Source organism: uncultured Ilumatobacter sp. (assembly GCF_963980585.1).
GTDB lineage: Bacteria > Actinomycetota > Acidimicrobiia > Acidimicrobiales > Ilumatobacteraceae > Ilumatobacter_A.
Map to the genome: position 1 here is coordinate 1 of NZ_CAXCAM010000063.1, position 13,294 is coordinate 13,294.

14 protein-coding genes and 2 tRNA genes are annotated in these 13,294 nt (G+C 62.6%); 3 read left to right on the forward strand and 13 right to left on the reverse strand.

The genetic code is table 11. From position 1 onward, the window contains the following. Together ACH2DW_RS14215 and ACH2DW_RS14220 are read right to left on the reverse strand one after the other, a co-directional pair. The coding region (locus ACH2DW_RS14215; RefSeq protein WP_394930405.1) for an SAM-dependent methyltransferase at positions 1-305 on the reverse strand (305 nt) is incomplete at its 3' end. Positions 306-354: 49 nt separating this feature from the next. Continuing rightward, positions 355-966, reverse strand: a complete 612-nt coding sequence (locus tag ACH2DW_RS14220) for a YceI family protein (RefSeq protein WP_394930406.1) — start codon at positions 964-966, stop codon at positions 355-357. Positions 967-1,318: 352 nt separating this feature from the next. On the opposite strand from ACH2DW_RS14220, the gene ACH2DW_RS14225 reads away from it, so the two are divergent. Further along, on the forward strand, positions 1,319-1,543 hold the full coding sequence (locus tag ACH2DW_RS14225) for an STAS/SEC14 domain-containing protein (protein ID WP_394930407.1): 225 nt from the start codon (positions 1,319-1,321) through the stop codon (positions 1,541-1,543). 25 nt (positions 1,544-1,568) lie between these two features. Here the strand turns inward: ACH2DW_RS14225 and ACH2DW_RS14230 are convergent, their stop codons facing one another. Together ACH2DW_RS14230 and ACH2DW_RS14235 are read right to left on the reverse strand one after the other, a co-directional pair. Continuing rightward, positions 1,569-2,825 (reverse strand): ABC transporter substrate-binding protein, encoded by a 1,257-nt coding sequence (locus ACH2DW_RS14230; protein WP_394930408.1) that lies wholly within the window; start codon positions 2,823-2,825, stop codon positions 1,569-1,571. Positions 2,826-2,866: 41 nt separating this feature from the next. Further along, a complete protein-coding gene (locus tag ACH2DW_RS14235) occupies positions 2,867-3,961 on the reverse strand; it encodes a DUF389 domain-containing protein (protein WP_394930409.1) in 1,095 nt (364 codons plus the stop codon). A gap of 530 nt (positions 3,962-4,491) precedes the next feature. Here ACH2DW_RS14235 and ACH2DW_RS14240 point away from each other — a divergent pair. Further along, positions 4,492-4,791, forward strand: coding sequence for a hypothetical protein (locus ACH2DW_RS14240; RefSeq protein ID WP_394930410.1), 300 nt, complete (start codon positions 4,492-4,494; stop codon positions 4,789-4,791). Positions 4,792-4,832: 41 nt separating this feature from the next. On the opposite strand, the gene ACH2DW_RS14245 is transcribed toward ACH2DW_RS14240, so the two are convergent. From ACH2DW_RS14245 to ACH2DW_RS14280, 8 genes are all read right to left on the reverse strand, one after another. After that, positions 4,833-6,086, reverse strand: coding sequence for a YbhN family protein (locus ACH2DW_RS14245; RefSeq protein ID WP_394930411.1), 1,254 nt, complete (start codon positions 6,084-6,086; stop codon positions 4,833-4,835). Positions 6,087-6,372: 286 nt separating this feature from the next. Continuing rightward, entirely contained in the window at positions 6,373-7,506 is a 1,134-nt protein-coding gene (gene arsB / locus ACH2DW_RS14250; protein WP_394930418.1) for an ACR3 family arsenite efflux transporter, read from the reverse strand. Between the two features lie 359 nt (positions 7,507-7,865). Further along, positions 7,866-8,648, reverse strand: coding sequence for an enoyl-CoA hydratase/isomerase family protein (locus tag ACH2DW_RS14255; protein ID WP_394930412.1), 783 nt, complete (start codon positions 8,646-8,648; stop codon positions 7,866-7,868). A gap of 128 nt (positions 8,649-8,776) precedes the next feature. Further along, positions 8,777-9,325, reverse strand: coding sequence for a DUF6036 family nucleotidyltransferase (locus ACH2DW_RS14260; protein ID WP_394930413.1), 549 nt, complete (start codon positions 9,323-9,325; stop codon positions 8,777-8,779). Beyond that, a complete protein-coding gene (locus tag ACH2DW_RS14265; protein ID WP_394930414.1) occupies positions 9,322-9,894 on the reverse strand; it encodes a helix-turn-helix domain-containing protein in 573 nt (190 codons plus the stop codon). Before ACH2DW_RS14265 ends, ACH2DW_RS14260 begins: the two co-directional genes overlap by 4 nt. 262 nt (positions 9,895-10,156) lie before the next feature. After that, a tRNA-Pro gene (locus ACH2DW_RS14270) sits at positions 10,157-10,234 on the reverse strand. Between the two features lie 36 nt (positions 10,235-10,270). Then, positions 10,271-10,765 (reverse strand): hypothetical protein, encoded by a 495-nt coding sequence (locus ACH2DW_RS14275; RefSeq protein WP_394930415.1) that lies wholly within the window; start codon positions 10,763-10,765, stop codon positions 10,271-10,273. Further along, complete coding sequence (locus ACH2DW_RS14280; protein ID WP_394930416.1) at positions 10,762-11,505, reverse strand: DUF2786 domain-containing protein; 744 nt, start codon at positions 11,503-11,505, stop codon at positions 10,762-10,764. Before ACH2DW_RS14280 ends, ACH2DW_RS14275 begins: the two co-directional genes overlap by 4 nt. A 101-nt stretch (positions 11,506-11,606) precedes the next feature. Between ACH2DW_RS14280 and ACH2DW_RS14285 the strand changes: the two genes are divergently transcribed. Next, positions 11,607-11,680 (forward strand) — tRNA-Gly (locus ACH2DW_RS14285). Positions 11,681-11,712: 32 nt separating this feature from the next. Here ACH2DW_RS14285 and ACH2DW_RS14290 read toward each other — a convergent pair. Beyond that, complete coding sequence (locus tag ACH2DW_RS14290; protein ID WP_394930417.1) at positions 11,713-13,188, reverse strand: flavin-containing monooxygenase; 1,476 nt, start codon at positions 13,186-13,188, stop codon at positions 11,713-11,715. Between the last annotated feature and the right edge of the window lie 106 nt (positions 13,189-13,294).

Genomic DNA, 13,294 nt, shown 5'->3' on the forward strand with positions numbered 1-13,294 from the left:
ACCTCGACGTATTCAGCGGTCAGGTCGATGCCGGTGACCTCGCACCCGAAGGTGCCGCTGATGAACCGGGCCGTTCCGCCGATTCCACAGCCGACGTCGAGCACGGCCGACCCAGGCTGAACATGAAGTTGCTCGCAGATGTCGATGGTCGCCTCACGCCCACCGATGTGGAACTCATCGACCGGCGCGAGGTCGGCAATCGACGCCGACGACAGCGTCTTGCCCAAAGCTGCGAGCCCGGACTCGATCGCCGCCTGCAACCCCCCGTTCGAATAATGCGAAGCGACATCGGCGGCGGTAGTCATCTTCGCGAACCTAGACAATGGTCCGCCTTTAGCCTGGGCGAGCCGCCGGTCAGCCGCGTTCAAAGACGAGGACGAACTCGACAATGCCCCCGTCTTCCAGGCCGACACCCGGGTTTGACGGGTTGTCGATGCCGTAGTCGGTGAACGTGATCGGAATGTTGCCGAGGACACCGATGCTGGTGTCGGTGGCCTGTGCCGTGACGTCAACGGTGACGGCCTGCGTAACGCCCTTGAGTGTGAGCTCACCGACCGCTGTTGCTGTGACCTGCTCCCCATCAGCTGGAATGGCTCCGAAGTCGACCGGTTCGGTTCTCTGAAAGTTGGCAGTCGGGAAGTTCGCAACATCCATGATGCGACCCTGGAACTGTCCGTCTCGGCGGCTGTCGTCGCTCACGATGTTCTCGACCTCGACGGTGGCGTCAACCGATGCGGTCGTTCCCTCGATGGTGAGCGAGCCGTCGATCTCACTGCTCCTGCCGACCGCTGTCACGTTGACACCTCCGAGCACCTCGTCGACGCGGTAGCCGAACTCGGATGCCGTGGTGGGTGTCCACAGACCATCGAAGTCTTCAGAATCAGCCGCAGCTTCGTCCGGTGCTGCTGCTGATGGTGCCGTCTCGAGGCTGGGCTCGTCATCGGCCTCAACGACCGTGGTCTCCAATGCTTCGGAGAGGTCATCGGTGTCGAGCGCGCCTGGCGCGCCGTTCAGGACGTTGGCGTAGAAAAAATCGCTCCCTAGACCAACGCAACGAGGACGACCAGGCCGATGATCCCTCGCTTGGTCCAGGTAGAGGGCGAGGTGGATGGTGAAGGTGAAAGTGAAAGTGAAAGTGAGGGTGAGAGTGAGAGTGAGGGTGAGGTGGAGGGCGGGGTCGAGGCTGGCGCGGCTTTCGATGCACCGGAATTCGAATCGGTGGTGTTGCTCATAACAACACGTACGTCGGTGACGTCGGATCGGTTCGCGCGTCCGACATGGTTCCCGATCAAGGTCGCCGGGCTCCGCTCTCTGCGCCGTGTTCGAATTCATCGATGGTCTTCCGGACGGCTGCATCGGGGCGAGAGCCAGTGGACACCTCACTGACGAACTGCTGCATGTCCATTTTCACCGGGGCGCGCTGGTGACCAATGACGGCCACGTTTCCGGCGCGGTCAACATTTTGAAATGGACGTTGCACGGCCACGTGCGCACATTTCACAACGGCGAGTTCGATCATGCCGTGCACTGGATCACCACCTGACAAGGGCCACCGCCGCAGAGAAGGCTCAGGTCAGCGCTTCTTGACGTTGGGCGGCATCGATCGTCTCCGCGAACCTGCCATACGAGATGGACCCGCCCACCCACTTCGTGATCTCTGTCCACAGGAGCCCCGAACCGATGTCGGGGCGCATCTGATCCGACGCGTCGAAGACTTGGACTGGGCTCGTGGCGAGCGCAGTGATGAATCCCTTCTCTACGTCCGGGTACTCGTCTTCAGAGATCGATGACTTTGCGCTGAGAAAGCCTCCCGACCGCGCCCATGGCGTTCCGGCCCGAGAACTCGCGAGGAACGCCATCAGACCATTCACTTCAGGTCGATTGTCGAACTGGACGATCTCGTCGCCACCGATGACGAGCGGGGGTGCATCTCCTGCGACTCCGGGCAGCACAAACCAGTCGAGCGACTCCTCAGGGCCAGCGTCGGTGCCATTCGGCATCCAGCCGATGGCAAAGTCTGCTTGGCGGTACATCGCACACCCCGGGTCGCTCTTCAGCAACGGCTCCCACGCACGCTCTACACGTGTCGACACGACGTCAACGATTCCGCCGGCAACTCGGCCGGGCTGGAGCACCAGGTCTCTGAACTCGACAAACGCCTCTTCGATCGCTGGATCGGCAAATTCAACGGTCCCCGCGGTCCATGCGTCATAGAACTCAGGTCCTTGCCGCCGAACGACGAGATCCTCGACCCAGTCAGTAGCCGCCCATCCGGTCGCGTCACCAGCGCTCATCGCAAAGCACCATGGAGCGATCCCTCGTTCCGAGGTGGCAATCGTGGCCGAGAGCGCTTCAAGCTCATCAAGCGACGTCGGCAACACCCAGCCCTCTGTCTCGAACACGTCGCGCCGGAACCACACGACACTCTTCATCGTTCGCCGAAACGGAACCGCATAGTCCACGCCGTCAAACTCCGCTACTGCCAGCACGTCGGGTTCGTAGTTTTCAACGAGCTGGCGAGCGGTCGCCTCATCGAGTTGGAAGATCGACCCGTCATCGACGAGCTGGGCGACCAGGCCGGGTTGTGGGATCAGCGCGATATCGGGGGCGTCGGCGCTGCCGATTCGACGATGGAGGTCCGTCACGAAGTCATTGCTTCCGGTGTACCTGATGACGACCCCGGCGTTCTCGGCATACTCCTCGAACGATTCGACCAGCCGATCGGCCTCGGCGTCGCGATACGGACCGAAGACGACGATCGCCTCGCCGGTTGCGTTCTCTTCACCGGCCGCGCACCCGACCGCGAACAGCGTGGCCACGGTCACGGCAGCTCCCAAGTTCCTGAACTGACGCATTCGCCCTCCGCTCATCGTGCGCTCACCACGAACAGGGCGTCGCGCTCGTACCGCAACTCCAGATCGACCGGAGCCCCAAATGCATCGCGCACGAGTTCGGCGAGCTTCCACGCCGGCCTCGGAGCATTCGGCCCCGACAAGATGAGATCGATCTGCGCTGTTCCACCAGCGAGATCGGCCCGCAGTTCGATCACCCGCACTTTGCCATCCCACACTCCGACGGACTCCGTGACAGCGCGTCGCAGGCTTGAATCTCGGATGGTCGATCGAGTGTGCAGCGTGAGCGGAATCGCCACGGCCACCACGGCGAGCAGGGTAATCCCCAGACGTAACGGCAGCGAGGCTCCGGCAACTTTCTCGTCCGGTCGAAATCCAGAGATGAGCAGCACCACCGATGCCGTGAAGATGATCGCGGCGAGGTTGGTCAGAAACAGAAGGAACGCGTTGCGGGCGTCGGAGGTGAGGCCGAGCTCGAGTGTGATTCCGGCGGTCGCGAGCGGCGGAACCAGGGCGACGGCGATACCCACTCCAGGAAGGGCTGTGGTCGTCGAGCGGCGTGTGCTGATGTAGCCGGCCGCAGCACCGGCGGTGATCGCGATCCCGAGATCAAGCAACCCAGGGAACGTTCGACCGGCAACTTCTCTCGGCAGGTCCGACCTGCCGACGATGTCAAAACCAGCCACGGACGCAGTGAGATATCCGACCGCGATGGCCAGGAACACGCCTAGCGCGATGATCAGGAGTGCTCGGACCAACCGCCGATTCTGTGCACGCACCGTTGCCGCTGCGGCGGCCGTGATCGGCACCATCAGCGGGGCGACGAGCATCGCTCCGATCACGACCGCGCCAGAGTCGGCGAGCAACCCAAAGGCAGCGATGCTTGCTGACAGCATGGTCAAGGAGCAGAACTGGAGAAGGTACGAAACAAAGTCATCGCCTTCCGGAATGAGCTCGTCGAGGACGGCGTGCTCGTCGTCATCCGGCGACAGAGTGATCGTGGAGCGCACGCGCTGAAGAATCGAGCCGGGAGGAGTCATTGCGGTGTCCGCTTCGATGCTGCCGCCTTGGTCGTCTCGAGGACCCGTGTCCTCGGGTGCATCGTTCATCTCGCTCCTCATTTCGGCTATCTGGCATCACCGCTACCGATTGGCGACTACTTACTCGTGCACTGCGACTCTACGGCGGGCGTTCGGGGCGGTGCTGGACCGTAAGAACTGATTCGCGACCATGCGAGCTCGTATCGCACTTGACCAACCGCCAGCAGGGCTGATCGAACAGGGGCCAGCGGGACAACCGTCTCGATCCGGATGGAAACGTCGGCCATTGTCCAGTATCTTGCGGCTCTTGCCAGCTGCATCTCCAACGAAAGACATCCTCATGGACCTTAAACAGATTCTTTTCCACCACATGAATGACACGCTTGACGCCCTTGCGACCGGTGTCCACGACGATGCTGACCATAAGACAGCCGTCAATGCAGGTTGAGATGCCCCATTCCCATCGTCCAGGTTCGTTTCAGGCGCGATCGCGCCGTGTGGTTAGTGCCGTCGCGTTAGCGGGACTCTCACTGGGCTTCGCGTCTGCGTGTGGTTCTGACGACTCATCCGCGGATGCCTTTTGCGACGCTGGCGACAGCTTGCGGTCAAACATCGAAACAATCGGCGACATCGACATCATCGCTGGCGGAACCGATGCCGTCTCCGAGCGGTTCGAAGCAATCGAATCGGATCTCAAACAGCTGCAGGACAGCGGTTCCGACGTCGCATCGGATGAGATCTCCGCGCTCGACTCAGCAGTCTCTGACTTGGGTTCAGCGCTCGGCGGTCTGAGCGGCGGAGTCTCGGTCGAAGATGCTCAGCAGCTCGCCACGTCAGTCACCGCCGTCGTGAATGCAGCAGGCGACGTGATCGAACGACTCTCCACCACCTGTTCGTGACCTCCGCCTATCCCTAACCGCCGGATCGCAGTCCCCAAGGCTCACAATTCGCCGTTGCGTTGCATCCACGCGAAGGTGTACCAGCCCGGCAAGATCGGGAGCCAGAACGTGGCGAGCCGAAAGGTAAGGACCGCTCCCACGGCAGGTCCGTGGTCCATACCGAATCCTGCCAGAGCAGCAATCATCGTGGCTTCGAGCGCTCCGAGACCTCCCGGTGTCGGAGCGATCGTCGCGATGGTCACCGCAACGATGAACGCTGTACAGATCTCCGGGACAGACAGCCCGCCACCGAAGGCCTGAACCGAGAACCCGAGTGTTGCCGCGTAGGCAAATGTGATCATTGCCGAGCCGCCGAACAATGCCAGGACTCGGATCGGGCTGGTGAAGCCAGCGCCAAGATGCCCTCCGGCGGACTTCAGAATCCCGACGACCGGTCCGACCACTCGACGTCGTATGGGTGCGATCAACAACAGCAGGCTGCACAGCGCCAGCACGACCGCGATGACCGCGAGCGCGGTACTTGTGCCGGGCAAGTCGAAACTGCCAACGTCCGTTTGGCCGGTCCAGGAAACGAACGCGAACAGCAAGACGACGTGTACAACGATCGAGCCGAGCGCGTTGAGGCCGACCGCAGAACTGGCGGCCGGTGTCGCGAAACCCGCCTTTTGCAAGAACCTGACGCCGAGTGCCATACATCCAGCGTTGGCAGGGGCCACCAGGGCGGTGAACGACGATGCAACCTGAGAGCGGAACGTGGCCAGTACAGGAAGATCGAACGAGTAGGCGCCGAGCGCAGACACCGTGGCAAAAACGTAGGTCGCAAACGACGCGGCGATGATGACGGGAACCCACGAGAGGTTGGCGTCGCGCAACGCGTCGACGGTCTCGTCGACGTTCGCGAGCTGCGGAAGCAGCGAGTAGAACGCGAGGCTGCCTGCGACGATCATCAAGATCGTCCGCGGCTTGATCCGCTGGAGCCGTTCAAGTTCGACCTCACCGGCGCCGGTGCTGTCGCGGATGGCGGTGGACAGGTCCTTCAGAAGGTCCTTGTGACGCCTCGCGAGGGAGCGGATCTCCGTAGGAAGCGCCAGTGGCTGGAGTTGCGGGAGCGTTCGCGCGACGGCTTCAGCACCGAGCACCTCGACGGCGGAATCCACGGTTGCCGCAACGCCAACCTTGACGGACAACCCCACCAAGAGTTCAGCCACGTCACGATCGAGATCTCGATCGCTGGCAGCGACTTCGGCGCTATCGAAGTCGAGAATCCACGCCGACTCGTCGTCGCTGATCAGCACGTTGGTCAGTGCAAGATTGCGATGGGCGAGACGAGCACGTCTGAGATCAGCAATCTCCGACCAGAGACCACCGAGCACTCGTGCGGTGAGCCGGTCGTCGTCGCATTCCGCGATCGGAGAACGGTCGCGACCTCGCCTCCATCGAGTGGTCGACTCAATCTTCCACGTACCGATGCGTGCCAGATCGGACAGTCTGGCGAACCTCGGTGTCCTGCGGTGATCAGCGACGAGACGGATGATCGAACCCCAGCCGGCCGGTCCACGGCGACGGGTGCGCCGAGGAGAATCATTCTCGCGAACGAGTGGCTCTTGATGACTGCGAAGTCTGTGTCGCGGTCGGGGTCGTTCCTCGAGTCGCTTCTTTCGACGTGGCGACCGGAGGCGGGTTGGTGCCGGTCGGCAGCGCGGGGAACCAGCCTTTGGTTCGGTTGGCGAACGAGACGAGCGAGAGCATGACGGGTACCTCGATGAGCACCCCAACGACGGTGGCCAGCGCCGCGCCGGAGCCAAGGCCGTAAAGGCTGATGGCAACTGCCACGGCGAGTTCGAAGAAGTTGGACGTCCCGATCATGGCTGCCGGGGCGGCCACGTCGAACGGAAGCCGTAGAACGCGAGCGGAGCCGTAGCCCAGCGCGAAGATCCCGTAACTCTGGATGAGCAGTGGGATGGCGATCATCAGCACACGTGCTGGTTGCTCGATGATCGTTTCAGCCTGGAATCCGAACAGCAGAACAACGGTCAGCAGAAGTCCGATGATCGACGTTGCTTTGAGTCGATCCGCAAAGGTTTCGACCGCGCCCGGCCCATCTCGACGAAGGAGTGAGGACCTGGTTGCGAGGCCCGCGCCGAGTGGAACGACGACGAAGATCGCGACCGACGCGATCAGCGTGGCCCAAGGGACAATGAGGTCGGTGACGCCGAGAAGGAGGCCCGCAATGGGGGCAAACGCGAAGACCAAAATGAGGTCGTTGATGGAGACTTGGGCGAGGGTGTAGTTGGGGTTGCCGTTGGTGAGTTGGCTCCACACAAACACCATTGCGGTGCATGGGGCGACTCCGAGCAGGATCATGCCGGCGATGTATTCGTCTGCTTGTGCCGCCGGAACGAAGTCGGCATAGATGAATCGGAAGAACAGGTAGGCGAGGCCGGCCATCGTGAACGGTTTGATCAGCCAGTTGATCGAGAGTGTCAAGATCAGCCCCTTGGGCCGGTGGCGCACGTCGCTCAGGCAGTCGGGCTCGACCTTGAGCATCATCGGGTAGATCATCAGCCAGATCAGCACGGCGACGACGAGGTTGACTTGGGCAAACTCAAGGTCGGCGACCTGCTTGAACACACCCGGAACGACAAGCCCGAGGCCAATGCCAGCGGCGATCGCGAGCGTCACCCAGACCGTGAGGAATCGTTCGAAGGCGCCCAGCCCACTCGCGTCTCGGTCGTCAGTAGCGGAGTTCATGAGCTGATTGACTCTCGTCGCCGCTGGGCGGAGTACACCGAACCATCATCAAATCCCAGAGGGGTCAGGATACGACACTTTCGAGCTTGACTTGCAACAAGAACGTGCGCTTGTTTCGACGAGCCGTGCTGAAGGCGAGGGTTGCAATCAACGCTCCGGTGAGGCCAGCACACGCGACTCAATCAGTCAGACAGCGGGAAGCAGCGACGAGGAGCCGGAACCGGACGCCATCGGACGCGTCGAGCGCTGCGCACTCGTCAAAGAGCTGCCGCATTCGGGCGAGGAAGTCGGTGAGCTGATCGTTCCCGCACCAGCAGGGACCATCAGCGCGTCGGGCTGAAGTCCGGGTCACGCTTCTCGACGAAAGCAGCCGCGCCCTCGGCGAGGTTCAGTGGGATCAAGTCACGCTGATGGTGGAGCTCGAGGTCCAGATGCTCGGACAACGTGTTGCGTGCGGCCTGCGCCAACGTGCTGCGGATGCGGGTCATGGCCGTCGGTGACGAACGTTTGAGCGTGGCGGTCACCGCGTCGACGGCTGCATCCAACTCGTCATCGTCGACCGCCTGCCAGATCAATCCCCAATCGACGGCCTGCTCCGCGGTGATCCGACCGCCCAGCATCGCGATGCCGCGCGCACGTGCGGCGCCAGCGCGCACCGCCAGGTGATACGAGGTGCCAAGGTCGGGAACGAGGCCGAGTCGTGGACCAAAGGTCGACACGAAGAACGCGGACGACGCCGCGATCGAGATGTCGCATGACATCGCCAAACCGAACCCGCCCCCGGCGGCGACACCGTTGACCCGTGCGACCGTCGGCACCGGGCACGACGCGATGGCCCGCATTGCCGGGTTGAACATCGCCTCCATCGTCTCGGCGCTCGCAGCGCCCTCGTCGCCATCGCGCACCGCCGCCAGGTCGGCTCCGGCACAGAATCCTCGGCCAGTGCCGGTGAGCACGACGACACGGACAGACTGATCGGCATCGACAGCAGCGAACGCGTCCGACAATCCGCTCATCATCTCGCTGTTCATGCCGTTCAAGCTGCCCGGCCGATTGAGCCGGACCGTGGCAATCCCATCGGCGTTCTCGTACTCGACGCTGCTCATGACTCCTACCCTACGACGCCGGTTTGGCTCAGGCGATCAGCAGTCACCGACCCGAGGCGCTTCACTTCTTCGCCTTGGCTGCAAGCGCGGTGTTCGAGCGGGAACAACCTTCGGCCGCGTCGAAGCGTTCACTTCAACGGGAGCTCGAACCCGCCCTTCGCGAGTTCCGTGACGACGAAGTCGCCGAGGTGCGGGTCGTCTGCAGGATCTTCGTTCGGGAATGCTGCGTAGTACGCCGCCATCACCTCCGCTGAGGACGCGAACTCATCGCGCACCAGCGGCCAGACCGATCGCATGTCGACCAGGTCCGGCGGATCGCCACGGTTGAGTTTCATCAGGAAGATGTCGCGAAGCGGCAAACCCAACACACGCAACCTGCCGCGCTCGAGAAGCACCTCACACGCATCCACATCGAGTGTGGCCGGCGCCCACGGAGCAGCGTGATCGTTCAACCAGTTGGCCGCCAGTCCGTGACGCGCCGCGACCGTCTTGACCGCTTGGCGCAACGCGTCATCGAGCCGACGAATCGAGTCGACGTCCTCGGTTGCGTCTCGGAGACCGTGCCATGCGAGCAGTGATCCGCCGACAACGATGATCGTTCGCTCGGCCTCATCTTCGAGCTCGGCAGCGACCTCAACGATGAGCGCTTTGATCGCTTCGCCGTCAAGCAACGTCATCCCGGGATGAGTTCTCGATCACGCCAAATCGCCCGCTTCGGCAAGGTGATGCCGCGCGCAGCGAACTGAGCCGGCGTGTTTTCAGCGTGCATCGCACGTCGCCTCGGCGTCGCCGGTGCTTCCCATCGCGATTCAAGCGCGACAGTCCGCTTCGTCCAGTCCGGCGGCTGGATCTTCGCGTCGTCCGCGAGCTTCTCCGCTATCGCGGCGAGCAGATTTGACATGAACGGCGAATCCGGTGAGGGGGCGTCTGCGATTGCGGCTGCGGTCCACTCGGGATGCAACGTGATCTGGTCTGCGAACGAGCGCAGCCGGGTCCAATCCGGCTCACCCGTGGCACCGTCGACGTCGATGTCGGCGAGCCGCAGAATCGGCCGTGTCTCGAACGTGGGAGCGAGAGTCTTGCCGAGTGCTGCCGCAATCTTTGTCAACGTGTCCCAACGCGGATCTTCGTGGCCGTTCTCGATCCGCGAGATTGTCGGATACGAAACTCCTGCCAGCGCGGCGAGGTCGCGCATCGACAGACCCAGCGTTTCCCGCTCAGTACGAATCATCGCGGAGATCGACATAGATGTTAGTCTATACGCTAACACTGTCCGAGTTCAATGGGTCGCCGCGACAAGACAGCGCTTGGTACGTGACAGGTCGAACACTGCATGGCTCGCAATGCTCGACAGTGCCGATGCGGACGAGCAGGAAGGCGGCACATCCCTGCTATCCGCGCAGCGCTGAAGGCAACGATCCGCGAGGCGGGAGACCCGAACTCCGCTTGCAGCGCCGGGCAATCTGATACATCCGTGATACACGGCCATCGGCCGCATCGCTCCGATGTGGTCGGGGTGGGGAGATTCGAACTCCCGGCCTCCTGCTCCCAAAGCAGGCGCGCTAACCAAGCTGCGCTACACCCCGTATCCGCCCTCTTGGGCTCGGTGAGCCTACTGAGGTTCAGAGCGCAAATGCGCTGCCGATTGCGTCCGGCGGCGCCTGCCACGCACGCTCCCCCACTCGCAGCCCGGCTCGTGCGAATGCGTCGGCGAGTTGCGAGACGTGGATGTCATGACGGCGGTCGGTCGTGTCGAGGTTTGTGATGACTCGAACGACGTCGAGGTACGCCCGTCGATAGACCGCGTCGTGACCTCGCCCCGCTCCGGCCAATGCGTGTGCGAGTTCGTGGGCTGCAGTCGCGAGCGTCATCTGTGGGGCCGACAGCCTGATGGTTGCAGCGGAGCCCTGCTTGCGAACAGCACATCGCGTGGTTGACGACGACGCGTCGGAACGAGCCTGCCGAACATCGACCACCCCGCCTGGCCACCATGATCCACTCACCACACGCTCCAGCGCGCCTTGGATCATCTCGAACGGCTGTATCTCCTCGAGGTCGGTGCCATCAAAGGCTGCAAGTTCCGCGGCGTACACCGCGGTGTGGTCCGGATCACTCATCGGCGGGTCGACCGCGCAAGTGCCTTGCGACCCGGCAGCCGTGCGCGCCCGACATCAGCGCCACTCGCAGCGGCGGCGCCCGCGCCCCATCCACCCGTCTGCGCTGCGCTGGGAGCGCGAGCCGTTCGCACCCGACCGAAGGCTGTTGCGGAATAGTCGTCAATCCGCTGCTCACGGTCGCGTGTCGCCAGTGCCCGCTCGGCTCTTCCCACCCCTCCCCCAGGCTGATCATCAGCAAGTTGTTCCGCACGTTGCCGTGACTCGCCGAGCACCTCACCGATGCGGTCCGCGAACCCGAACAAGAATGACCGCCGGAACCGCTGCGTCGCTGCTCCGGTCTGACGTTTTTCGCCGGCCATCTGCGAGGCGGCCTGCTGGTGCAGTGACGTATACATCACCTCGACGACATCGAGATCACTGCGAAAGCCCGCCGCCATTGCAACCGTGCCATGCGGACGCGACTGAAACACCACTCGAACATCGTGTGCATCAGCAATTGCCTGGAGCAGCGCCAAACGCGCCCGTACGTAGGCACCACGACCCAATTCGATCTCGCGCACCCTCAAATCGTCGGACGCATCCACCGCAGCAAGACGTTCCGGGTCGATCCGGTGTTCGGCGATCAACTCCGCTGCCTTGCGAGAAAATGCATCTGCTTCGTGGGCGTTGAGCGTCCCTTCAGCCTTATCCAGCAGCTTGCGGACTCGGACAAGCAGGTCACTCTCGGTTGTCGTACTCATCTCAACCCTTGAACCGAACGTTGCGGCCGACCAGCCGCACGATCTCGCGGAGGCAGGTGCATCACGCTTGCCCACGGCGCTACGATAAGCGACGTAATTTTGCGGATGTAGCTCAATGGTAGAGCCACAGGTTTCCAACCTGTTGACCGGGGTTCGATTCCCCGTATCCGCTCCAGTGAGGCGCTGAGTTGTGTCGCTCTCGACAGCTCAGTCGTAGACGAGCGTTCCGTCGTCCAGGTCAGCCGCTGGCAGCTCGTCTTTCTCAACCCAATACATCTGCTTGTGTTGCCATGGCTCGCGATCGCCCTGCTTCGGCAACAGGTGGAGCCCTCGACTCAGATAGCCCGGGTTGAAGTTCTCCGGATCGACCCACGGCAGCAATGCCATGTCTGAGTCGGCTTCCCGCAGCATCGGAGTGACCATCGCCGCACCTTTGTCGTCCATGTGCCGAAGTAATCGGCAGACAAAGTCACCGATCATGTCGGCACGGAGCGTCCAACTCGCCCGGAAGTAGCCGAACACCCAGGCCATGTTCGGGATGCCGCTAAACATGGTCCCGCGGTACGTCACGCTGTCGTGAAAGGCGAGCGGCTCGCCGTCAATCGTGAACGCAATGTCGCCGAGAACGTTGAGGTTGAATCCGGTCGCAGTGACGATGATGTCTGCGTCGAGTTGCTCACCGGATGCGAGTTCAATGCCCGTCTCGTTGAACCGAACGATGTGGTCGGTCACGACCGATGCCTGACCGCTGGCAATGCCCTGGAACAGGTCGCCATCCGGGACGAACGCCACGCGCTGCTGCCACGGCCGGTAGGACGGACCGAAGTGCTTCTCGATGTCGTAGTCGTCGCCGAGGTATTCGCGGATGGCGGCAAAAAGTTCCTCCTTCACCATGTCCGGCTCGGTGGCCGCCAACTCCATGAACGCGTGCTGGTCGTGGAGGATCCTGCGCCGCGCGATCTCGTGAATCCATGCCTCGTCGATGTCGATTTCGCGCAACGACTCGACGAGCTCATTGATGTTGCGCCCTGTCGCGAAGTAGGTCGGTGATCGCTGCAGCATCGTGATGTGGTTGCAGTCGTCGACCATCGCGGGAATGAGGGTCGCAGCCGTGGCTCCGGAACCGATGACGACGACATTCTTGCCCGCGTAGTCGAGATCATCAGGCCAGGTCTGCGGATGCACGATGGGCCCGCGGAAGTTCTCCATTCCCTCCCAGGTGGGGGTATATCCCTCGGAGTGGCGGTAGTAGCCCTGACACATCCACAGGAAGTTGGCCGTGAACCGAAGCTGCTCGCCGGTGCTGGTCTGGGTGACCTCAAGCGTCCAAAGCTTGTCCTCTGACGACCACGTCGCTGCCGAGATCGCGTGCTGGTAGCGGATATGGCGAGCGAGGTCGTTCTCGTCGATCACCTCGCCGAGATAGGTCATGATCTCTTCCGCGGACCCAATGGGTGCATTGCGCCACGGCTTGAAGCGGTAGCCGAACGTGTGGAGGTCGCTGTCAGAGCGAACGCCCGGATAGGTATGCGTGCGCCACGTACCGCCGAAGCCGTCCTGATTCTCGAGGACGACAAAGGTCTTGTCCGGGCACTGATCCCGCAAGTGGTAAGCACCGCCGATCCCTGAGATCCCCGCGCCGACAATCAGCACGTCGACATGTTCAGTTACGGCGTCGGTCATGCGACTTTCTTTAGTCGGCGCGGGCACCAATTTCGTTGTTGGAGCGTGGGTGATCCTTCGGTGCCGGAAAGAACTCCGGCATGCCGGACCGATTGGGCGCGGGCGA